The organism is Pseudomonas sp. SWRI111 (assembly GCF_014268555.1).
In the GTDB taxonomy this organism is placed as follows: domain Bacteria; phylum Pseudomonadota; class Gammaproteobacteria; order Pseudomonadales; family Pseudomonadaceae; genus Aquipseudomonas; species Aquipseudomonas hamedanensis.
Genome location: NZ_JABWQQ010000004.1, coordinates 81322 through 104163, shown reverse-complemented (window position 1 = coordinate 104163; position 22842 = coordinate 81322). Strand labels below are relative to the sequence as shown.

The following is a 22842-nucleotide window of genomic DNA, read 5'->3' as shown; positions in this document are numbered from 1 at the left end:
CATTCAGACGAAAAAAAACCGGCCAATCACTTGGCCGGTTTTTCATGCTGCGGGTTTAACGTTGCGATTTACGCGCCGTATACCGGCAGTTTCTTGCAGATGGCTTTGACTTTCTCACGAACGGCGTCGATCACCGCTTCGTTGTTCAGGTCTGCCAGAATGTCGCAGATCCAGCCGGCCAGCTCTTTGCACTCGGCTTCCTTGAAGCCGCGAGTGGTCACAGCCGGGGTGCCGAAGCGCAGGCCGGAGGTGACGAACGGCGAGCGTGGATCGTTAGGCACGGAGTTCTTGTTCACGGTGATGAACGCTTTGCCCAAAGCGGCGTCGGCGTCTTTACCGGAGATTTCCTGCTTGATCAGCGACAGCAGGAACAGGTGGTTTTCGGTACCGCCGGAAACCACGTCGAAACCGCGCTCGATGAACACGCCGGCCATGGCCTTGGCATTCTTCACCACTTGTTGCTGGTAAACCTTGAACTCAGGCTGCAGCGCTTCCTTGAAGCAGATCGCTTTGGCGGCGATCACGTGCTCCAGCGGGCCGCCCTGGGCGCCCGGGAATACTGCGGAGTTGAGCTTCTTCTCGATATCGGCGTTGGCGCGCGCCAGGATCAGACCGCCACGTGGACCGCGCAGGGTCTTGTGGGTAGTGGTGGTCACGACGTCAGCGAACGGCACCGGGTTCGGGTAGACGCCAGCGGCGACCAGACCGGCCACGTGGGCCATGTCGACGAACAGGTAGGCGCCGACTTTGTCAGCGATTTCGCGGAAGCGCGGGAAATCGAGAATCTGCGAGTAGGCAGAGAAACCGGCCACGATCATTTTCGGCTTGTGTTCTACCGCCAGGCGCTCGACTTCGTCGTAGTCGATCAGGCCGTTGGCGTCGATACCGTACTGGATGGCGTTGTACAGCTTGCCCGACGAGGAAACGCTGGCACCGTGGGTCAGGTGACCGCCGTGGGCCAGGCTCATGCCCAGAATGGTGTCGCCGGCCGACAGCAGGGCCAGGTACACAGCGGCGTTGGCTTGCGAACCGGCGTGCGGTTGAACGTTGGCGTAATCGGCGCCGAACAGCTCCTTGGCACGGTCGATCGCCAGTTGCTCAACCACGTCGACGTACTCGCAACCGCCGTAGTAGCGCTTGCCCGGGTAGCCTTCGGCGTACTTGTTGGTCAGAACCGAACCTTGAGCCTCCATCACCGCTGGGCTGGTGTAGTTTTCCGAAGCGATCAGCTCGATGTGTTCTTCCTGGCGCTGAGCTTCTTGCTCCATGGCGGCAAAAAGATCGGCGTCGTACTTGGCAATAGTCAAATCACGGCTGAACATGGCGGTCCTCAAGGATCGGGGGCAGAAAAGGGGGGCATTCTAACCCAACGGGTTTTGGATGGCATATGAAACGACATCATGTCGCAGACAAGTGGCGTTCATGACAGATGTGCGGTGCTTTTGCCGGCCCCATCGCGAGCAGGCTCGCTCCCACAGGGGAATGCATTTCAGATGTGGGAGCGAGCCTGCTCGCGAAGGGCGCGCCGCAGGTCTTCAGTCGAACATGAACAGCGCATCATTGCTGAACTGCGCCTCAAACCGCCCGGCCGGCATCGGCCGCCCGAACAGATAACCCTGCACCTCATCACAACCATGCTCACGCAGGAAGTCCAGTTGCTCATGGGTTTCCACACCCTCGGCGATCACCGCCAGGTTCAGGCTGTGGGCCATGGCGATGATGGCCCGGGCGATTTGCGCGTCCTGCTCGCCGGATGGCAAGCCATCGACGAAGGTGCGGTCGATCTTCAGCACGTCGATCGGGAACTGCTTGAGATAGTTCAGCGACGAGTAACCGGTGCCGAAGTCATCGACCGCAATGCTCAGGCCGAGATTTTTCAGTCCGGCAAGAATCTGCATCGCCTCGCTGACTTCGCGCATCAGGATGCTTTCGGTCAGTTCAAGCTCCAGGCAGGCCGGCGGCAAGCCGGTTTCGCGCAGGATCGTGGCGATGCGCGTGCCGAGCTGGCCGTCGGAGAACTGCCGCGCCGAGATGTTCACCGAGACCTTTGGCACTCGCACGCGTTGCTGGTGCCAGGTTTTCAACTGCCTGCAGGCCTCGCTGATCACCCAGTCGCCCACGTCGACCACCAGACCGAGTTCTTCCAGCACCGGAATAAAGTCGCCCGGCGGCACCAGCCCGCGCCGCGGGTGCCGCCAGCGCAACAGCGCCTCGGCGCCGGTCAGGCGTTTGCCGTCGCCGCTGAACTGCGGCTGGTAATACAGGACGAATTCGTTCTGCTCCAGGGCATGGCGCAAATCGCTCTCCAGCTCCAGGCGCTCCAGTGCACTGGCGTTCATGTCGGCCTGATAAAATTGGAAGTTGTTCTTGCCGCGCTCCTTGGCGTGGTACATCGCAGTATCGGCGTTCTTCATCAACTGGCTGAGTTCGTTGCCGTCCTGCGGACTGAGGGCGATGCCGATACTGGCGGTGACAAAGAACTCGCGACCTTCGAGTACAAACGGCCGCACCAGGCTGCCGAGAATTTGCTCGGCGACGTGAATGGCCCGGTTCAGGGCCAGTTCGCGGCTTGAACGGTGTTGCAGCAGCAGGGTGAACTCATCGCCGCCCATGCGCGCCACGGTGTCGTCTTCGCCGACGCAGGCCAGCAGGCGCGTGGCCATGTCCTTGAGCATGCGATCGCCGGCGGCGTGGCCGAGGGAGTCGTTGATCGGTTTGAACCGGTCGAGATCGAGGAACATCAGCACCACCCACGACTTCTGCCGTTCGGCCGCTTGCAGCGCGGTGTGCAGGCGATCCTGGAACAGCGTGCGATTGGGCAGATGGGTCAGGGCGTCGTAGTAGGCGAGGCGGTGAATGCGCTGTTCGCTGGCCTTGCGCTCGCTGATGTCGCTGAAGAAACACACGTAACTGGCCAGGTCGCCCTCGTCGTCGAGCACCGCAGTAATCCCGACCCACGCCGGGTAGTGCTCGCCGTTACGGCGCTTCATCCAGACTTCGCCTTCCCAGGTGCTGTGCTCGTGCAGTTGCTTGAGCACGTAGCGCAGGTGCGCGTCCTGCTGTTCGTCGACGGTGAGCATGTTCGGCAGTTGATCGAGCACTTCGCTGACGGCATAGCCGCTGACCCGGCTGAAGGCTTCGTTGGCCTGGACGATGTAGCCGGCCGGGTCGGTGATGAGGATCGCCGAGGTTGAATGCTCGAAAACCGTGGCGGCCATGCGCAGGTCTTTTTCCGCGCGGCGCTGCTGGCTGATATCACGGCCGACGCCCAATACGCCTTCGAACGCGCCGTGTTCGTCCCACACCAGCACCAGGCGCAGTTCGATCGGGATCTTGCGGCCGTCGGCACGCAGGCAGTCGAACAGGAACAATTGCGTCTGTACCTGACTGCGCAGCAGGGCCAGTTGCTCGGGCTTGTCCAGCGCTTTGCTGACGCGGTCCATCAGGCTGTAGATGCCGTTCAGTTGCCCCGGGTTGGCGATGGTCGATTGCCAGCCGTTCTGGAAAATCCATTCGGCGTTGTAACCCAGCACCGCCTGTACCGACGGACTGACATAGTTCAGCGAGAGCTTGCTGTCGGTGGAAAAAATCACATCGCTGATGCTCTCGGCGAGCATGCGGTAGCGCTGCTCGCTGTCGCGCAGCGATTCACTGGCTTCAATCTGTTCAGTGATGTCCTTGGCCACGCCGATGATCCGCGTGACCTGATCGTGCTTGTCGCGGGCCAGCGCCTGTTCGCGAATGTCGAAGCGCCGCCACTTGCCGTCGCGATGGCGGAAACGCAACTGGCATTGCAGCAACTGGCTATAACCGGCGTGGCGCTGCATTTGCCGTGAGCGATGGTAGTAGTCGGCGTCTTCCGGATGCAGAAGGATTTCCCAGAAATACTCGCCCATCTGGTGCAGTTCGCTGCGGTTGTAGCCGAGGGTCTGGCCGAGGTGGTGGTTGCTGAAAATCATCCGCTGGCTGATCACGTCCTGCACATACAGATGATCGGGCACGGTGCGCACCACGTCCGACCAGAAACCTTCGCGTTCCAGCAGGGACAATTCGATCAGCTTGCGGCTGGTGATGTCGTTGATGCTCAGGATGACCGCTTTATAGTCGTGCTGCTCCTGCGGCAAGCGCAGCACCATCCACAGGTGTTGATCGCGACCGTTGGGGTGCGGCAGCTTGATTTCCAGTTCCAGTTGTTTCTGCTGGAGCAGTACGGCATCGAGTATCTGATTGCCGATCGCACAGTGCGCGTGTGGCTGACCGTCGATCAGCAACTGCCAGGCCTGGTCGCAGGAATGGACGTCGAGCAGTTGCAGCGCCACCTGATTGACCTCGGTGACGCGCAACTCCTGCAGCAGTTGTTGGCGCTGGCGAGGCTGATCGAGCCAGGCCTTGAGCTGATCGCCGGTCTGGATCTGCGCCTTGTCAAAAAACTGCTTGAGTCCGGACAGGTCGAGGACGCACAGGGCGACGCCGGTGCCTTCGAAAATATCCTGATAACGTCGCCGACCTTCGTGCAACTGACGCTGACGACGGCGCATATTCAGCAGCGCAATCACCGGCAGCATTGAGAATGCCAGGCCCAGCAGGCATTTGCCGATGAACGCCGGCAGCAGTTCTTCGAGCACGCGCTGGCGGTCGAACAGCCCACGCAGTTGCCAGTCGCTGCTGCTCAGCGGCACGGTCAGGACGGTGTTGGCCAGATCGTCCGGGGTCAAAACCCCGGGCCTGGCCGAAGGCTGGGCGTCGTCGCGGCTGATGATTTGCTGGTTGACGCGGTTTTCCACCAGCCACAACGGACGCAGGCCGGTTTCGCCCTGCTGGGTCAGTGAGTCGAAGAACGTCGGCGTCAACCGCAACGCCCAATAGCCGCGCGTGCTGCCGCTGGCTTGGCGCAGTAGCAGATGCACCACCGAGCCGTCGCTGGCGTTGCTGAAGTAGTGCGCCTGGGCGCGGCTGCGGCGCACCAGTTCGGCGAGATAGTCGGCGTCGGGGCTGTCAGCAGCGCTGTCGCTGATGACTTTTCCCGATGGGCTGAGCAAGGCCATGCTGCGCAGGTCCGGCAGCGATTGCTGCAGCTTGCGCAGCAACACCTGCTGTTCGTCGGTTGTCTGCGGTTGCTCGACGATTGGTAGCAGATTGAGTGCGATCTGCGCGTTCAACGCCATGTTCAGACTGACCTGGGCGGCCAGGTCGGCGGTGTAATCGATGGTGTACTGGCGCTGGTTTTTCTGGGTTTCGCGCAGTTGGTCGAGCAGTTGCCAGAACAATAACGCCAGCAACAGCAACACCAAAGTCGCCAGCGCACCCTTCAATGTCCCGCGCAGGGGCGAGCCGGGCGCCGGTTGGGCGCTGCTCACAGAGGCGGGCGGACTGACATTGGACAAGCTGTGATCCTGCGGATTGGCTGGACTGGCGCGACGTGCACTATAAGCCGGACGCCCAAAGGGCGGCTAGCATGCCTTGAGTCGTGGCGAAGTGCCAGCCCTGCGCGGCTGGACTGCCTTTCATCATTAAGGTAGCTTTGCCGGTTACGCGGGAGCGTTCCAGCTCCTAGACTCAGACTTTTTCCGCGCGCACGCATTGATAACCATCACGTGAACGACGCGCATGGTCTGGCCAGGCATCGCCTGTGCTGCAATCATTCATCTGTCACTGACCCAAGGTTCTCCATGGCTCAATACGTCTTCACCATGCATCGGCTGGGCAAAGTTGTTCCGCCGAAGCGGGAAATCCTGAAAAACATTTCGCTGTCCTTTTTTCCCGGCGCCAAGATCGGCGTGCTCGGCCTCAACGGTTCGGGTAAATCCACGCTGCTGAAAATCATGGCCGGCGTCGACACCGAGTTCGAAGGCGAAGCCCGTCCGATGCCGGACCTGAACATCGGTTACCTGCCGCAAGAGCCACAACTGGACCCGGCCAAGACCGTGCGTGAAGTGGTCGAGGAAGCGGTCAGCGTGATCAAGGATGCGCAAGCGCGTCTGGACGAGGTCTACGCGGCCTACGCCGACCCGGATGCCGACTTCGACAAGCTCGCCGCCGAACAGGCCAAGCTCGAAGCGATCCTGCAGGCCAGCGACGGCCACAACCTTGAGCGCCAACTGGAAGTCGCCGCCGATGCGTTGCGCCTGCCGGCGTGGGACGCCAAGGTCGAATTTCTCTCCGGTGGTGAAAAGCGCCGTGTCGCCCTCTGCCGCCTGCTGCTGTCCGCCCCGGACATGCTGCTGCTCGACGAACCGACCAACCACCTGGATGCCGATTCCGTGGCGTGGCTGGAGCATTTTCTCCACGACTTCCCGGGCACTGTGGTTGCGATCACGCACGACCGCTACTTCCTCGACAACGTCGCCGGCTGGATCCTGGAACTTGACCGCGGCGCGGGCATTCCTTACGAGGGCAACTATTCGGGCTGGCTCGAAGCCAAGTCCGATCGTCTGGCCCAGGAATCCAAGCAGCAGTCGGCCCACGAAAAGGCTATGAAAGAAGAACTGGAGTGGGTGCGCAAAGGCGCCAAGGCTCGTCAGTCGAAATCCAAGGCCCGTCTGCAACGCTTCGAAGAAATGCAATCGCAGGAATTCCAGAAGCGCAGCGAGACCAACGAGATCTACATCCCGGCCGGCCCACGTCTGGGCGATAAGGTCATCGAGTTCAAGAACGTCACCAAGGGCTATGGCGATCGCGTGCTGATCGACAACCTGTCGTTCTCCATGCCCAAGGGCGCCATCGTCGGCGTGATCGGCGGTAACGGTGCCGGTAAGTCGACGCTGTTCCGCATGCTGATGGGCAAGGAAACGCCAGATTCGGGCAGCATCGAAATCGGCGAAACCGTGCAACTGGCCTGCGTCGACCAGAGCCGCGAAGACCTCGACGGCAGCAAGACCGTGTTCCAGCAGATCTCCGACGGCTCCGACCAGATCCGCATCGGCAACTACGAGATCCCGTCGCGCACCTACGTCGGTCGCTTCAACTTCAAGGGCGGCGATCAGCAGAAGTTCGTCAAGGACCTCTCCGGCGGTGAGCGCGGGCGTCTGCACCTGGCGCTGACGCTGAAGGAGGGCGGCAACGTCCTGCTGCTCGACGAACCGTCCAACGACCTCGACGTGGAAACCCTGCGTTCGCTGGAAGAAGCCCTGCTGGACTTCCCGGGCGCGGCCATTGTGATCTCCCACGATCGCTGGTTCCTGGACCGTGTCGCCACGCACATCCTGGCGTACGAGGACGACTCGCAAGCGGTGTTCTTCGAAGGCAACTACACCGAGTACGAAGCCGACCGTAAAAAACGTCTCGGCGAAGCGGCTGCCCAGCCACACCGGGTGCGTCACAAGAAACTGGCCTGATTTCTGGTTGGTTGCATGAAAGAGCGGAGCCTTCGGGCTCCGTTTTTTTTTGCGTTTTTTCAGCTGAACCGTGGTGGGGCTATCGCGAGCAGGCTCACTCCTACAGGGGGAACGCATTCGCAATTGTAGGAGTGAGCCTGCTCGCGATAGCGGTATCCCTGATAGTGCGAAACCAGAATTGGTAATCCCTGTTCCGGTGCAAAATCCCCCAAAAACGCCGCTGATTTATATCCTGTGCACCATTTAATTTCATAACTGCGACATTTTGCTCTATTCCTGTGCGCAATGCGTTTGTTACAGTCCGGCTCAATCTCCTCCAACGACAACAAATTTGCCGAGACTTTTGCCCATGATCGAATCCGTCGAATCCTTCCTTGCGCGCCTGAAAAAACGCGACCCGGATCAACCCGAATTTCATCAGGCCGTCGAAGAAGTGCTGCGCAGTCTGTGGCCGTTTCTCGAAGCCAATCCGCATTACCTGACGTCGGGGATTCTGGAGCGCGTCTGCGAGCCGGAGCGTGCGGTGGTGTTTCGCGTGTCGTGGGTCGACGATCTGGGCAAGGTCCAGGTCAATCGCGGTTTCCGTATCCAGATGAACAGCGCCATCGGCCCGTACAAGGGCGGCTTGCGTTTCCATCCATCGGTGAACATGGGCGTGCTGAAATTCCTCGCCTTCGAACAGACCTTCAAGAACTCCCTGACTTCGCTGCCCATGGGCGGCGGCAAGGGCGGGTCGGACTTCGATCCGAAGGGCAAGAGTGACGCCGAGGTTATGCGTTTCTGTCAGGCGTTCATGAGCGAGTTGTATCGCCACATCGGCGCCGACGTTGACGTACCGGCCGGCGATATTGGTGTCGGCGCGCGGGAGATCGGGTTCCTGTTCGGCCAGTACAAACGCCTGAGCAACCAGTTCACCAGTGTACTGACGGGCAAAGGCATGACCTATGGCGGCAGCCTGATCCGTCCGGAAGCCACCGGTTTTGGCTGCGTGTATTTCGCTGAGGAAATGCTCAAGCGACGCGGGCTGAGCGTGGAGGGCAAACGCGTGGCGATTTCCGGTTCCGGCAACGTCGCGCAATACGCGGCGCGCAAGGTCATGGACCTGGGCGGCAAGGTGATTTCCCTGTCCGACTCTGAAGGTACGTTGTATTGCGAAGCCGGATTGACCGAGGAGCAGTGGCGGGCGCTGCTGGAATTGAAGAACGTCAAACGCGGGCGCATCAGTGAACTGGCGGACGCTCATGGTCTGGAGTTCCGCGCCGCACAGCATCCCTGGTCGCTGCCGTGCGACATCGCGTTGCCATGCGCCACGCAGAACGAGCTCGACGCCGACGCCGCACGCACATTGCTGCGCAACGGCTGCGTCTGTGTGGCCGAGGGCGCGAACATGCCGACTACGCTTGCGGCTGTGGATATCTTTATCGAGGCCGGGATTTTGTTTGCGCCGGGCAAAGCTTCCAATGCAGGCGGCGTCGCGGTGAGCGGTCTGGAGATGTCGCAAAACGCCATGCGGCTGCTGTGGACGGCGGGCGAGGTGGACAGCAAGCTGCACGCGATCATGCAGTCGATCCACCACGCCTGCGTGCATTACGGCGAAGAAAACGGCCAGGTCAATTACGTCAAGGGCGCGAACATCGCCGGTTTCGTCAAAGTCGCCGACGCGATGCTGGCCCAGGGCGTGGTTTAAGCCGGTTCGATGCGGATCACTTCAATCAGTTGATCGCCGGCAGGACGCTGCCACAACACTTCATCGTTGCGCCGGGCGCCGAGCAAGGCCCGGCCCAGCGGTGAGGCCCAGTTGATCAGGCCCTGACTGGCGTCGGCCTGATCTTCACCGACCAGTTGCACACGATGTTCCGTGTCGTGTTCGTCGGCGAAAGTCACCCGGCTGCCGATCTGCACTTTGTCGGTCGAGGTCGCGGCAAGCGCCACTTGGGCACTGCTCAGGCGCTGAGTGAAGTAGCGCAGATCCCGTTGCAAATCCGCCAGCCGCTGTTTGTCGGCCTGTTCGCCCCTGGCGGTTTGCTCGGCGTGCAAGGTTTGCAGCTCGGCGACTTTCGCCTGCAATTGCGCCAGCCCTTGTGGGGTGACGTAATTGGGCTGCGTGCTGACCTGACGCTCGACGGGCTGATCGGCTTGTGCGGCGGCGTTATCTTCGTTAACAAAAGCGCGGCTCATGGTGTCCTCCTCTATGAGGTTTGGGCCATGCTCGCAGGTATTTGGTTTCACCGGATGTCTGTCAGCGACCTAGGGCGAGCGATAAGCCCGCCCGGCGTCCTGAACTTTCTGCTGTTGCCAGGCACGCTCGCGTTCGTCCCAATGCTCGTTGCGATATTGCTCGCGATCGCGGTTTTCGAGCATCGCCTGACACTGGCGAAAACCGTCGCTCCAGCCTTCGGCGTACTGCTTGTCCTTGAGATAGCGCGGCACGTTCTTGCGAAATTCGCCGCTGATTGAGCCGGCCGCCTGGCGGCCACTGATGCAACCGTCATCGAAGCCGTCGGCGAAGGCGGGTGGATAACCCTTGGCGATCAGATCTTCATGGGTGGTCTGGCAACCGCCCAGCGCCAGCAAAACGCTCAACAAACCCACGCACCGCCACATCGCATTCTCCCGCGCCGGTTTTCGGCTGATAGGGAAAGTCTAGAAGGGGATTGGTCGGGCGCTGGTGAAAGGCATGTCAGTAATTTGTTGAACAGCACAAATCCAAATGTGGGAGCGGGCTTGCTCGCGAAGCGGTGGGTCAGTCAATATTTGAGTTGCCTGACACGACGCCTTCGCGAGCAAGCCCGCTCCCACAGGGGGATTTGTGCTGTGTTCTGGATCAATAGTGATACCACTTCACTTCAAGCATGACTTCCGTTTCCGGGCTGGCGAGCTGGCTGAACTCGCGCTGCGCACTCAAACGCAATCCCAGGTTGCGCGACAGTTCCCACTGCTGATTCAGGCTCAGGCTGCGGCGCACTTCACCGTTGAAAAAATAATCGCCCTTGGCTTCCAGGCTCAAGTTGCCCAGCGGGTTTTTCCACAGCACGCCCGTGTTGAAACCGCCCGCCGGGGAGACGAATTCGGCGAAGTCATTGTTGTGTTCCACCCGCACCGTGCCGAGGGCAAACCCGAGCACGTCTTCACCTAACTGCCACGTACCGCCGCCGCCGCCGTTGACGTGGCTGACCAGCGTTTCGTCATCATGCTTGCCGGGCACCCGCTCAAGACCGCCGGTGACTTGCCACGACCACGGCTGCAGCAGCTCGTTGCGCGGTGTCAGCGAACGAATGGTCGCCAGATCCAGTTGTTGCAACTGCCAGTCGTTGCCTTCGTACTGGCGCAGTTTCAACTGCAGGATTTCAATCTGCGCACCGAGGGGGAAACTTTCAGCATTGTCGTTGAGGTCGTGATAAGCCATGCGCAAGCCGTACTCGCCAAACGCGCGATCGCCACGAGTACCGAGGCCTGCCTGCCAAGTGCGGGATTCATGGCCGTCTTCGGGCAAACCGGGCTGCGGAATGTCCAGCTCTGGTGCCGGATTTTTGTTGATCGCGCGCAACAGTTCGAAACTGCGCTGCGCTCGTTGCGGGTCGCGCTCCTGGCCGTTGGCGCGGTAACGCTCAAGGCGATAGGCGGCATCGACGATCAACGCCTGACGATCACGGGGCAGCGCTTTGAACGTCGCCTCCTGCAATACTTGTTGATCGGCGCTGACTTTCAGCACCCACTGCTGTTCGTCGTCGCTCAACGGCTCGGCGCGACTGAGCAATTCACGCTCGCGAGACGGCCGGTATTCGATGTGCTCGACCAGTCCGGCCTCTTTCACCGCTTTGACGGTGTCGGTGGGGATCGCGGTCAGCGGGAACTGTTCGGTCAGGCGCAGGCTCGGCCGCGCCACTTGCAGCAGTTCGAGCAAGCGATACGAGCAGTTTTCATCGAAGAAGAAATAGTCGAACTGAATCTGCTTCAACTCCCACACATGCTCGACCATGCGGGCGGTTTCTTCCTGAGTCAGGTTGAGCCGGTATTCCCACAGGTCGCGGTTTTCCAGGCTGCGGTACTCGGAGAGTTTTTCCTGATAGGGCACCAGCGCGAACAGCCCGGGGTAGCCGCCCATCAGGCCTTTCCAGGCATAGAGAATGCTGTTGTCGGAGCCTTCGATATAGGCGCCGAAGTTGATTGCGTAACTGAGCAGCGAAGTCTTGTCGGCTTGCACGTCGGCCTGATCGATGCGCAGCAGGGTATGGCCGAACATCGACGAAGGGCTGTTGAGATACGCCGCCGGGAAAATCATCACTGCGCTGTGCGGCGAGACGTCCTTGAACCATTTCTTGTATTCGACGCAGGCCGGCGCCGGCAGATCGGTCAGGTTGAGCTGCGCCTTCAGCCAGCGCGTACGCGCCGGGTAAACGCATTGCGCGTGTTGCTCGCCGAGGCTGGCCGGGGCGTACAACGCCTGCACGGTGGCGGCGAGTTCGCGCTCGGGATGCTCGTTGCCATCGGGCGCCAGAAAGAACTTTTTATCGCTGACATAACTGCGCCAGCCGCCGAGCTTGGCGGTTTCGTAATGACCGAGGGAAATCCAGAAGCGGTCGTTGGCCAGTTGCTGCAAACGTTGAGGGTCGATGTGAGGCGCGGCGGACAGCGGGGCGCAGACACAGAGCGCCAGCCAGGCAAGGCGTTTGAGCATAAGTGGCAACTTATCGAAAGAAAATAAAACCCGGATCGGGGGTGATCACTGCACCCTGTGGCGAGGGGATTTATCCCCGCTGGGCTGCGAAGCGGCCCCATAAGCTGTGTCCCCAATGCATCAGATACACCGCATGCACAGGTTTTACGACTGCTTCGCAGCCGAACGGGGATAAATCCCCTCGCCACAGACCGCATTCAAAATAAAAACCCGCTTCCCGAAAGAAGCGGGTGGGGTCGAGCTTAAGCCTGAGTTGCGTACTTGGCCAGACGTGGGTCTGCCTTGAGTACCGCCAGGGTGTTGGTATGCACGTCTTCAGCGGTCACGTCAGCTTTGCTGAAGATCTGCTGGAAGTGCTGGTGAGTCACTTGCGCAAAGTGCGCGCGATCTTCCGGTGCTACGCCCAGTACCACGGCATAAGTCGTCAGCGCTTCGCCGTTGCCTTTGGCCATGTCTTCGGACAGCTCGTTCATCATGCCATTCATGGCGAACCAGGACTTGCCGCCATAAGTCAGCGACGCGTTGGTCGAGCAACCGTTGGTGCCGGAAGTCATACCGAACGTGGCGTTACCGGAAGTGCCGTTGGTGGTAGAAGCAAGGAAGTGCGCCGGGGTGCCACGCTGACCTTCGAACAGCATGTTGCCCCAACCGCAATCCGGGCCGCCCGGGGCTTGCGCCATTGCGTTGATGGATACAGCGGTGAAGAGAGTACCGAGAAGAATCCGTTTCATAGCTTTGTTCTCTTTATGTGCATACCAATGGACAGGGTTCTGGCCCTTTTGACGCGGTCTGCGACAGCGCCAAAAGTGTCAGGGGGCCGGTATTAGTTCCAGCCGCGCAGTTTGGAGTTTAGGCACGTTCCAGCGGTTCCGTGATTTTTTACAAAATATTTGGAATAAACCCCGGTTTCAAGGGGCGCGTCGCAGGCCCGGCCACTTGTCTATGCTTTGTTGGTGGCGCGCCTTGCCAGTGGGGCACGGGCAGCGCCAGAATGCCGCTACTTGCCCCGCCTGATTGTTAAGGAAGCCCGATGCCTGATCCTGTTGCTGCCAGCCTGCGTCTTGCGCCCGAAGCGCTGACTCGTCCGTTTTCCGCTGAACAGTTCAGCTTCACTACCACCAATGATCTGGAGCCCTTTCGCGGTGTGCTCGGCCAGGAACGTGCGGTCGAAGCCTTGCAGTTCGGTGTGGCCATGCCACGCCCCGGTTACAACGTGTTCGTCATGGGCGAGCCCGGCACCGGGCGCTTCTCGTTCGTCAAACGCTACCTGAAGGCCGAAGGCAAGCGCCTGCAGACCCCGGCAGACTGGGTCTACGTGAACAATTTCGATGAGCCGCGCGAACCGCGCGCACTGGAGTTGCCGTCCGGCACCGCCGCCTCGTTCATAGGCGACATCAACGGTCTTATCGACAACCTGCTGGCGACTTTTCCGGCGGTCTTCGAGCATCCGTCCTACCAGCAGAAGAAAAGCGCCATCGACCGCGCCTTCAACCAGCGCTACGACAAGGCCCTCGACATCATCGAGCGCCTGGCCCTGGAAAAAGACGTCGCCCTGTACCGCGACAGCAGCAACATCGCCTTCACGCCGATGCTTGAAGGCAAAGCGCTGGACGAAGCCGAGTTTGCCCAGTTGCCGGAAGCCGAGCGCGAGCGTTTTCACACGGATATTTCCGGCCTCGAAGAGCGCCTGAACGAAGAACTCGCAAGCCTGCCGCAGTGGAAGCGTGAGTCAAACAATCAACTGCGCCAGCTCAACGAAGAAACCATCACCCTGGCCTTGCAGCCATTGCTGGCGCCGCTGTCGGAAAAATACGCTGAAAACGCTGCCGTCTGCGGGTACTTGCAGGCGATGCAGGTTTACTTGTTGAAAACCGTGGTCGAGCAACTGGTCGACGACAGCAAGACTGACGCGGTGGCGCGCAAGCTGCTGGAGGAGCAATACGCGCCAAGCCTGGTGGTCGGTCATCCGGCCAGCGGTGGCGCGCCGGTGGTATTCGAACCGCACCCTACTTACGAAAACCTGTTCGGCCGCATCGAGTACACCACCGACCAGGGCGCGCTCTACACCACCTATCGGCAGCTACGCCCGGGCGCACTGCATCGGGCCAACGGCGGCTTCCTGATTCTGGAAGCGGAAAAAATGCTCAGCGAGCCGTTCGTGTGGGATGCGCTCAAGCGCGCCCTGCAATCGCGCAAGCTGAAAATGGAATCGCCGCTGGGCGAGATGGGCCGTTTTGCCACCGTGACCCTTAACCCGCAGCACATTCCGTTGCAGGTCAAAGTCATCATCATCGGCGCGCGTCAGTTGTATTACACGCTGCAGGACCTCGATCCGGACTTCCAGGAAATGTTCCGCGTGCTGGTCGACTTCGACGAAGACATTCCGATGGTCGACGAAAGCCTCGAGCAGTTCGCCCAGTTGCTGAAAACCCGCACCTCGGAAGAAGGCATGGCGCCTTTGACTGCCGATGCGGTGGCGCGCCTGGCGACCTACAGCGCGCGGCTGGCCGAGCATCAGGGGCGTTTGTCGGCGCGCATTGGCGACCTGTTCCAATTGGTCAGCGAGGCGGATTTCATTCGCCACTTGGCCAGCGATGAAATGACCGATGCCGGCCACATCGAACGCGCCCTGAAAGCCAAGGCCACCCGTACTGGGCGCGTATCGGCGCGGATTCTCGACGACATGCTTGCCGGAATCATCCTCATCGACACCGACGGCGCGGCGGTCGGCAAGTGCAACGGGCTGACGGTGCTTGAGGTCGGCGACTCGGCATTCGGGGTGCCGGCGCGGATTTCCGCCACGGTCTACCCGGGCGGCAGCGGCATTGTCGACATCGAGCGCGAGGTCAACCTCGGCCAGCCGATCCACTCCAAAGGCGTGATGATCCTCACTGGCTACCTGGGCAGCCGTTATGCGCAGGAATTCCCGCTGGCGATTTCCGCAAGCATCGCGCTGGAGCAATCCTACGGTTACGTCGATGGCGACAGTGCGTCGCTGGGCGAGGCGTGCACGCTGATCTCGGCGCTGTCGAAAACCCCGCTCAAGCAGTGCTTCGCGATTACCGGTTCGATCAACCAGTTCGGTGAAGTGCAGGCGGTCGGCGGAGTCAACGAGAAGATCGAAGGCTTCTTCCGCCTCTGCGAAGCTCGCGGGCTGACCGGCGAGCAGGGCGCGATCATCCCGCACGCCAACGTCGCCACGCTGATGCTCGATGAAAAAGTCTTGGCGGCGGTGCGTGCCGGGCAGTTCCATGTCTACGCCGTGCGTCAGGCCGACGAGGCGCTTAGCCTGCTGGCCGGCGAACCGGCGGGCGAGCCAAACGCTGACGGCGAATTCCCGGAAGGCAGCATCAATGCACGGGTGGTCGAGCGCCTGCGCGACATTGCCGAGATGATCAGCGAAGAGGACTTGAAGGAGGCCGAGAAAGAACTGGCGCAGGAGGCCCTCGCCGAAGCGAAACCGGCTTGACAGGCTTGCAGTGAACCCTGTGGGAGGGAGCTTGCTCCCGAAAGCGGTCTATCAGTTGACGAATCTGTTGCCTGACATACCGCTTTCGGGAGCAAGCCCCCTCCCACAGTTGTTTTGCCTCGATTGTTTTTTGTGGTGATCTTCGGGGAAAACGCCACTACTCTGGCGTCAAACTTCACACAATGACCATTCGGCGCCTTCTGGTTTCATTTGGCGTGCGCCGGACACTTTTCTTCTATTCTCAGGTCAAGGATATCGACAGTATCACTGGATCGAGCCAGTCCTCCCGTGGGGGCTGAATACCGGCTTCACCGAGGGTCGCCGCCATGTCGCGCAACCTCTGTCTCACCCGTCAATGCCTGGGTCTGGTGACCCGGATCGAATGCGCCGTCAAGCCGCTGGCCGGCGATAACGGCCTGTGGACGCTGCTCTTCGCCGCCGGCATGGCCGGCGAACAACCTTCCGCGATCAAAGCCCAGGGCCCGTTCCATGGGCCGGTCGCTGCCGAGTCGATTCTCGACACCATCGTCGAAAGCCTGACCCTGCATGGCTACGAACTGGCCGATGATCCGCAGATCTGGAGTCTTCACCTGCAAGCTCAATTGCGGCAGATCAATGGCGGCCGCGGGCGCAGTCTCAACGGTTAAGGGGCCGCTTCGTCCACCGGCGCCTTGTCGAGCTTGACCTCGAAACCGTATTGCACGGTGGTCAGGTCGGTGCGCTGGTAGGTTTCCACGCGGGTCGGGTGGCCATAGAAATAGTGCACGCCGAGTAACGCCGGGCCTTCTGCGCTGGCGTCGTGGCTGACCGACAGCATCTGCTTGAGATAGTGGCCGCTGTCATCCTTGACGAAAAAACGCCACTCGTTGGCCGGGAACGCTTTCAGGTCGACCACCAGGGTGTTGTCCTTGATCGCCAGGCCCTTAGGCAGTGAATTGGCGTCATGGGACTGCTTTGCGATCGTGGCCAGAAACAACGGCATCGAGCCCACGGCAATCGCCGGGGTTTCCGGGAACAGGTTCAGATCGTAAGTAATGGTCGCTTGCAGCGGATCGACCTGATACGCCTCGGGCGGCAGTTCGATCGGCTCGTCGAGTTTGCCGCCGCGCTTTTCAGTAAAGAATGTCACCGGGCTGACGCCGGGATTGAGTTCATCGCCAAGCAATTCGTCATTGAAGGTGCGGCGGTGGGAAAACTCGATGCGCGCCGCGCTCGGCTCTTCCACCGATTGATGGATACGCACGCCAGCCTTCAGTTGCTCCTCCGTCAGGTCCGCGCCTTTGAGCCAGTTTGCGGCCAGATCGTCGTAAACCACTACCGGCAGGTCCAACGGCTGAACGGCTTTTGCGGTGGTGTGCGGGTTGAAGGTGCGAATCGGCAGGTCCAGGGTTTTGCGCGTTACCGTCGCCGCGGAGAAATCGAGCACGCTGACTTCCAGCGTTTCGATCGGTCCGTGAAAGTAAACCTTGTTGTAGCGACGCGGATGCGCTTTTTCAAAGGCTTGCTGATCGTCGCCGAGCTGTTTTTCCAGCGTATCGCTCCAGCTCTTTTGCTGTTGCAACTGCGCCAGTTGTTTGCGGTAGAACGCGACCTGCTCCGGGCTTTCGTTGATCGCACCGGCGCGTACCAGGTACTGGCCGCTGGCGTCGCGGGCCTGGACAATCAGCGGATTGATGCGCGTCTCGGCGACTTCCGGGGCCAGCGGCAGGCTGTTGCTGACTTCGACCTCGGCGTAGTTCTTTTCAAGTTTGAGCAGTTTGACGCTGAGGTTATCGTGGGTGCGAGTCTGGCCAACGTCTTTGTGCGTCAGGTCGAAGCTGTACAGGCGCCGTGGCGCGATGACTTCGACCTCACCTTGCAGGCTGACCGGCTGCGGCAGGCTTTTTTTGTCCACGTTGAGGCCGTCGATGAACGGGTAGGTCACCGTCAGGTCATCGGGGTTGGTTACGTTGGAACTGGAAGGGCTGAGCTGAATGCCGGGATCGGTTTCCGACCACTCTGGCTGAAAGGCAATGACGCGTTTGTTGCTCAGCGTCACCGAACGCCACTCGATGCCATGGGGGAACAGAAACCCGCCGGGGATGTTCAGGTTGAAGGGGAACACGGGTTGCAGATCGGTGAGGTAATCGGAGCTGGCGTCCTTGTGCAGCACGAACAGGCCATTGATAAACGTATCGACCAACGCCTGTGGAGTAGGGTAGTGCTTTAGCACGGCAAGGGCGTCTGCGCCGTATTCGGTGTGCGGCGCGATGTCATCGAGCTTGAGTTGGGCTCTTTCCAGCAACAGCAGCGAACCGCCGAGTTCGGTGATCGCGTCCTTGAGCTTCGGATCGCCGATGGCGTCCAGTGACTGTTCGAATGTGGCGGTTTGTTCCTCGAGCTTCGCCACCTGCTTTTCATCGCCGGGCGAGCAGCCGCCCATCAGCAGGGCAAGGCAGATTCCGGCGGTCGTCATTGGCAATCGCACATCCATTTCCACGCGTCCTGTCCACTGTCGCTGGGCTGTCGATGACTTGGACACTAGCAGAAAAACTTTGTCACACACACGCCCGCAGGTGGCGGATTTTTCGGCGGTTTCTGGCTGTCACAGGGGACTGTTATACTCGCCGCCATTTCCAGCCCCCTTGTGTGAGATTCAATGGAACGCTTTATCGAAAATGCAATGTACGCCACGCGCTGGCTGCTGGCGCCGATCTACATCGGCCTGTCCCTCGGTCTGCTGGCGCTGGCATTGAAGTTTTTCCAGGAAATCGTCCATATCCTGCCCAACGTGTTTGCGATGGCCGAATCGGAACTGATTCTGGTGCTGCTGTCGCTGATCGACATGGCGCTGGTGGGCGGTCTGCTGGTAATGGTGATGATTTCCGGCTACGAGAACTTTGTCTCGCAACTGGACATCGACGAGGGCAAAGAAAAGCTCAGTTGGCTGGGCACCATGGACTCCTCGTCGCTGAAGATGAAAGTCGCCGCCTCGATCGTGGCGATTTCCTCGATTCACCTGTTGCGCATCTTCATGGATGCCAAGAACGTCGATCCCGAGCACTTGATGTGGTACGTGATCATTCACATGACGTTTGTGATCTCGGCATTCGCCATGGGTTACCTCGACAAGGTCACCAAGCACTGATCGACAATCGATCAAGGCTGCAAGGAAACCGCCCGTCTGTTGCGAAACAGACGGGCGGTTTCGTTTGTGGCTTGTGCTTTGAGGCACGTCGGCCTATCCCTGTAACGGTACGATTCGCCAACGGTGTGAGGTGCGCTCATGAACCTGCAAGAGCTGAATGCGTTTGCCATCGCCGGCAAGGTCGATGAATTGAATCTGATCTCCATGGAAGGCGGGATCTATCTGCTTGAAGCGCGGATGCACGGGGCGGCATATCCGTTGAACGGTCCGCTGGGGAAAACCCTCACCCTGCGTTCGGTCGAGCATGCGCGGGACATGTTGCACGCTTTTCCGGTGCTGCCCTTCAATCTGGTCCATACCTCGGTGCACGATGAAATGTGTGGCCTGGGCGGTGGCATCAATGAAAGTCTGAAAGTACCGCTGGCCTGGCGCTCGGCCCTGTAGGCACGGCCCCAAAGCCTGGGTATCTGTGCTAGTCTGCTCGCCCTTTTGGTTCCGGGCGCGCCGGGACGCGCTGTGCACGCACGGCAAGTCTTGTGGCCGTCCGCACAGCGGAGCAGTGTCATGTCCGAAGTAAATCTGTCCACCGACGAAACCCGCGTCAGCTACGGTATCGGCCGTCAGTTGGGTGACCAGCTGCGCGACAACCCGCCACCGGGCGTCAGCCTGGACGCGATTCTGGCCGGTCTGACCGACGCTTTCGCCGGCAAGCCAAGCCGTGTTGGCCAGGAAGAAATGTCCGCCAGCTTCAAGGTCATCCGCGAAATCATGCAGGCCGAAGCAGCAGCCAAGGCTGAAGCGGCTGCTGGCGAAGGTCTGGCATTCCTGGCTGAAAACGCCAAGCGTGACGGCATCACCACCCTGGCCTCCGGCCTGCAATTCGAAGTGCTGACCCAGGGCGACGGCGCCAAGCCGACCCGTGAAGACCAGGTTCGCACTCACTACCACGGCACGCTGATCGACGGCACCGTGTTCGACAGCTCCTATGAGCGCGGCCAGCCTGCAGAATTCCCGGTTGGCGGCGTGATCGCTGGCTGGACCGAAGCCCTGCAACTGATGAATGCCGGCAGCAAATGGCGTCTGTACGTGCCGAGCGAACTGGCTTACGGCGCTCAAGGCGTTGGCAGCATCCCGCCGCACAGCGTTCTGGTATTCGACGTCGAGCTGCTGGACGTTCTGTAATACCGAGCCTGCCTTGATGGCAGGCCAATGTAGGAGTGAGCCTGCTCGCGAACGCGGTGTGTCAGTTGTTGATTGGCTATCTGACACACCGCTATCGCGAGCAGGCTCACTCCTACAGTTTTGACCGCGTTTCATATTTCGATCTTGTTGTGCAGCTCGGTGGTCGGGCGCAACGCCCGGGCATAGCAGAACAGGAACAGATTGCGCACCAGCTCCTTGAGCACCAGCGGCTCGCTGGAGTTCAGGCTGCTGACGTCCAGATCCCCCTGGTCTTGCAATTCATGCAGGGCTTCTTCTTCAAGCACCGCACAGACCTCTCCGGTTTCCCGATGAAGGATTCTGAGGTAGGGGTGTGGGCGATCCAGCCAGGCGTCGATCAAATAAGTCATGGGTCTCATCTCCTTGAAAGGTTTCAATGAGAATAATTCTTATTCATCAAATAGCAAGTGCCTATTGGCGGATCGTGATTTTTTCTGCGGGAGTCCTGTGGGAGCGAGCCTGCTCGCGAGGGGGCAAAACAGGGATTCATTGAGGCAAAGCGGGGAAGGCGAAGCTCCATCCCACGGCTGGCGCGGGATGGATGACGCAAGGCTCAGACTTTTCTGACGAACTCGGATTTGAGTTTCATCGGGCCGATGCCGTCGATCTTGCAGTCGATGTCGTGATCGCCGTCGCACAGGCGGATGTTCTTGACCTTGGTGCCGACCTTGACCACCAGGGACGTGCCCTTGACCTTCAGGTCCTTGATCACGGTGATGGTATCGCCGTCCTGCAGAACGTTACCGACCGAATCTTTTTTCACTGCATCATCGGACGCTACTTCGGCTTCGCCGCTGGCGGACCACTCGTGGGCGCACTCCGGACAGACCAGTTGGCTACCGTCTTCGTAGGTGTATTCGGAATTGCATTTCGGGCAGGGTGGCAACGTGCTCACTAAGGCTCCTTGGCGTGGGGGTCGCTAAAAGTCGCACATTATATAGGGTTTAACGCGAAGGAGGGCATTGCGCAGAAACAACTGTGGGAGCGACGGTGCGACGACTCGACTTGCTCGCGAAGGCGTCAGTTCAGTCAACATTGAAGTCGACTGGTTAATCGCATTCGCGAGCAAGCCCGCTCCCACAAAGGGCAGAATCAGTGCGTGCGGGCGACCGCGAACTCGCTCAGTTCCACCAGCGCATCGCGATATTCGCTGGCCGGCAGTGCTTCGAGGCATTTGATCGCACGGGCTACGTAATCGCGAGCCAGTTGCGCGGTATATTCCAGCGAACCAGAGGCTTCGACGGCGATGCGGATACTCTCCAGATCTTCGATCCCGCCTTTCTGGATTGCCTGGCGCACCAGCGCCGCCTGCTCAGGCGTGCCCTCGCGCATGGTGTAGATCAGCGGCAGGGTCGGCTTGCCTTCGGCCAGATCGTCGCCGACGTTTTTTCCGAGAGTTTCTGCGTCACCCTTGTAGTCGAGCAGGTCGTCGACCAGTTGGAAGGCCACGCCCAGGTGATCGCCGAAGGTACGCAAGGCTTCAGCCTGTTCAGGGCTTGCCTCGCACAAGGCCGCCGCGCTGTGGGTCGAGGCCTCGAAGAGCATCGCGGTCTTGCCGCGGATGACTTCCATGTAGGTTTCTTCGGTGGTGCTGGCGTCGCGCACCTTGGACAGTTGCAACACTTCGCCCTCGGCGATGATGCGCGTGGCCTGGGAGAGGATTTTCATCACGGGCATCGAGCCCAGCTCGACCATCATTTCGAACGAGCGCGAATAAAGGAAGTCGCCGACCAGCACGCTTGGAGCGTTACCCCACATGGCGTTGGCGGTAGAGCGGCCACGGCGCATGCCGGACATGTCGACGACGTCGTCATGCAGCAGGGTCGCGGTGTGCAGGAATTCGATGGTGGCGGCCAGCAGGCGCAGATCGTCGCCTTCGCGACCCAGGGCCTTGCCACACAGCAACACTAATAAAGGACGCAGGCGTTTGCCGCCAGCCGAGGTGATGTAATCGCCGATTTTCGATACCAGCGGCACTCGAGACGTCAGCTGCTTCTTGATGATGCCGTCGACGGCGCTAAAATCGTCCGCCACCGCGCGGTAGAAAGCTTGGGGTTGCATCAGCGAGAGTCGCTCCAGAAGGGTTGCGCGGCATGCTAGGACCCCCATCCGGACCTGTCAAGGCGCGATGGACGGCTACTTGCAAGCGTACGGCGGCTTGCGTACAATCGCGCACCCTGAACTTCCTGGGCAGCACCTGCCTTACGCAATTGCTAGCGGGCCATCCAGCCCCATGCAGCCATGCCAGCCAATACCTCTTCCTATAAAGAGCTGGGTGAGCAGGATTATCGGAGAAATACCATGTCTTATGCAGTAATCGTTACTGGCGGCAAGCAATACAAGGTCGCCCCAGGTGAATACCTGAAGATCGAAAAACTGGAAGTCGCTACCGGCGAATCCGTTACCTTTGATCGCGTTCTGTTGGTTGCCAATGGCGACGACGTGAATATCGGCGCTCCAGTTGTTGCTGGCGCTACCGTTGTGGCTGAAGTGATCTCCCAAGGTCGTCACGATAAAGTCCGCATCATCAAGTTCCGTCGCCGTAAGCACCACATGAAGCGTATGGGCCACCGCCAGTGGTACACCGAGATCAAAATCACCGGTATTCAGGCTTAATTACAGCCTAATTCCTCACTAGGAGAATTGAACTCATGGCACACAAAAAAGCTGGTGGTAGTACCCGTAACGGTCGCGACTCAGAAGCCAAACGCCTTGGCGTCAAGATGTATGGCGGCCAGAAAATCATTCCGGGCAACATCATCGTGCGTCAGCGCGGCACCCAATTCCACGCCGGTTACGGTGTAGGCATGGGTAAGGATCACACCCTCTTCGCGAAAATCGAAGGCGTGATCAAGTTTGAAGTAAAAGGCGCGTTCAACCGCCGTTACGTGAGCGTTGTCGCAGCCTAACTGCGAGATCGCTGGAAAAGCCCTGTCTCGCGACGGGGCTTTTTCGTTTGTGGGGTGAGTCTCTTGCAAAGCTGTTTGTATGGGCTGTCGGCGTGCGATGCAGG

General features: G+C 60.0%; 19 protein-coding genes. 9 read left to right on the top strand and 10 right to left on the bottom strand.

Annotated features, from left to right (window positions below):
• Nucleotides 1-68 precede the first annotated feature (68 nt).
• Nucleotides 69-1322, bottom strand: coding sequence for a serine hydroxymethyltransferase (glyA, locus tag HU755_RS07370; RefSeq protein ID WP_186623956.1), 1254 nt, complete (start codon nt 1320-1322; stop codon nt 69-71).
• A 213-nt stretch (nt 1323-1535) separates the two neighbouring features.
• Nucleotides 1536-5384, bottom strand: a complete 3849-nt coding sequence (gene morA, locus HU755_RS07365) for a cyclic di-GMP receptor MorA (protein ID WP_186631090.1) — start codon at nt 5382-5384, stop codon at nt 1536-1538.
• Nucleotides 5385-5669: 285 nt separating this feature from the next.
• Here morA and ettA point away from each other — a divergent pair, with 285 nt between their 5' ends.
• Complete coding sequence (gene ettA / locus HU755_RS07360; protein ID WP_186623954.1) at nt 5670-7334, top strand: energy-dependent translational throttle protein EttA; 1665 nt, start codon at nt 5670-5672, stop codon at nt 7332-7334.
• 349 nt (nt 7335-7683) lie between these two features.
• Nucleotides 7684-9021 carry an NADP-specific glutamate dehydrogenase gene (gdhA, locus tag HU755_RS07355; protein ID WP_186631088.1) on the top strand — a complete coding sequence of 446 codons (1338 nt, stop codon included), beginning with the start codon at nt 7684-7686 and terminating at the stop codon, nt 9019-9021.
• Here the strand turns inward: gdhA and HU755_RS07350 are convergent.
• The 4 genes from HU755_RS07350 to HU755_RS07335 all read right to left on the bottom strand — a co-directional run bounded on the left by HU755_RS07350 (nt 9018) and on the right by HU755_RS07335 (nt 12743).
• Nucleotides 9018-9512: a GreA/GreB family elongation factor gene (locus HU755_RS07350; protein ID WP_186622423.1), complete on the bottom strand. Its 495-nt coding sequence runs from the start codon at nt 9510-9512 to the stop codon at nt 9018-9020. The genes gdhA and HU755_RS07350 overlap by 4 nt on opposite strands.
• A 69-nt stretch (nt 9513-9581) precedes the next feature.
• Nucleotides 9582-9938, bottom strand: coding sequence for a hypothetical protein (locus HU755_RS07345; protein WP_186631086.1), 357 nt, complete (start codon nt 9936-9938; stop codon nt 9582-9584).
• A 220-nt stretch (nt 9939-10158) separates the two neighbouring features.
• Nucleotides 10159-12012: a DUF4105 domain-containing protein gene (locus tag HU755_RS07340; RefSeq protein WP_186631084.1), complete on the bottom strand. Its 1854-nt coding sequence runs from the start codon at nt 12010-12012 to the stop codon at nt 10159-10161.
• 242 nt (nt 12013-12254) lie between these two features.
• Nucleotides 12255-12743, bottom strand: coding sequence for a DUF3015 domain-containing protein (locus HU755_RS07335; RefSeq protein WP_186546862.1), 489 nt, complete (start codon nt 12741-12743; stop codon nt 12255-12257).
• 299 nt (nt 12744-13042) lie between these two features.
• On the opposite strand from HU755_RS07335, the gene HU755_RS07330 reads away from it, so the two are divergent.
• Both HU755_RS07330 and HU755_RS07325 read left to right on the top strand, forming a co-directional pair.
• A complete protein-coding gene (locus tag HU755_RS07330; RefSeq protein WP_186631082.1) occupies nt 13043-15481 on the top strand; it encodes a Lon protease family protein in 2439 nt (812 codons plus the stop codon).
• Nucleotides 15482-15807: 326 nt separating this feature from the next.
• Nucleotides 15808-16128 carry a hypothetical protein gene (locus tag HU755_RS07325; RefSeq protein ID WP_186546864.1) on the top strand — a complete coding sequence of 107 codons (321 nt, stop codon included), beginning with the start codon at nt 15808-15810 and terminating at the stop codon, nt 16126-16128.
• On the opposite strand, the gene HU755_RS07320 is transcribed toward HU755_RS07325, so the two are convergent.
• Entirely contained in the window at nt 16125-17954 is a 1830-nt protein-coding gene (locus HU755_RS07320; protein ID WP_186631080.1) for a hypothetical protein, read from the bottom strand. The two genes, HU755_RS07325 and HU755_RS07320, sit on opposite strands and share 4 nt — an antisense overlap.
• A 165-nt stretch (nt 17955-18119) precedes the next feature.
• Between HU755_RS07320 and HU755_RS07315 the strand changes: the two genes are divergently transcribed.
• The 3 genes from HU755_RS07315 (at nt 18120) to HU755_RS07305 (ending at nt 19790) form a co-directional block, all read left to right on the top strand.
• Complete coding sequence (locus tag HU755_RS07315) at nt 18120-18608, top strand: TIGR00645 family protein (RefSeq protein ID WP_090286455.1); 489 nt, start codon at nt 18120-18122, stop codon at nt 18606-18608.
• Between the two features lie 138 nt (nt 18609-18746).
• Nucleotides 18747-19052, top strand: a complete 306-nt coding sequence (locus HU755_RS07310) for a DUF6482 family protein (protein WP_186622419.1) — start codon at nt 18747-18749, stop codon at nt 19050-19052.
• Between the two features lie 120 nt (nt 19053-19172).
• Nucleotides 19173-19790, top strand: coding sequence for an FKBP-type peptidyl-prolyl cis-trans isomerase (locus HU755_RS07305; protein WP_016773117.1), 618 nt, complete (start codon nt 19173-19175; stop codon nt 19788-19790).
• Nucleotides 19791-19921: 131 nt separating this feature from the next.
• Here HU755_RS07305 and HU755_RS07300 read toward each other — a convergent pair whose 3' ends face one another.
• The 3 genes from HU755_RS07300 to HU755_RS07290 form a co-directional block, all read right to left on the bottom strand.
• A complete protein-coding gene (locus HU755_RS07300; RefSeq protein WP_186546867.1) occupies nt 19922-20179 on the bottom strand; it encodes a hypothetical protein in 258 nt (85 codons plus the stop codon).
• A 203-nt stretch (nt 20180-20382) separates the two neighbouring features.
• Nucleotides 20383-20724: a zinc ribbon domain-containing protein YjdM gene (locus HU755_RS07295; RefSeq protein WP_186546868.1), complete on the bottom strand. Its 342-nt coding sequence runs from the start codon at nt 20722-20724 to the stop codon at nt 20383-20385.
• A 197-nt stretch (nt 20725-20921) separates the two neighbouring features.
• Entirely contained in the window at nt 20922-21890 is a 969-nt protein-coding gene (locus HU755_RS07290) for a polyprenyl synthetase family protein (RefSeq protein ID WP_186546869.1), read from the bottom strand.
• 240 nt (nt 21891-22130) lie between these two features.
• On the opposite strand from HU755_RS07290, the gene rplU reads away from it, so the two are divergent.
• Together rplU and rpmA are read left to right on the top strand one after the other, a co-directional pair.
• Nucleotides 22131-22445, top strand: coding sequence for a 50S ribosomal protein L21 (rplU, locus tag HU755_RS07285; protein WP_007950961.1), 315 nt, complete (start codon nt 22131-22133; stop codon nt 22443-22445).
• Between the two features lie 35 nt (nt 22446-22480).
• Nucleotides 22481-22738 carry a 50S ribosomal protein L27 gene (rpmA, locus tag HU755_RS07280; RefSeq protein ID WP_003176049.1) on the top strand — a complete coding sequence of 86 codons (258 nt, stop codon included), beginning with the start codon at nt 22481-22483 and terminating at the stop codon, nt 22736-22738.
• The last annotated feature ends 104 nt before the right edge of the window (nt 22739-22842 follow it).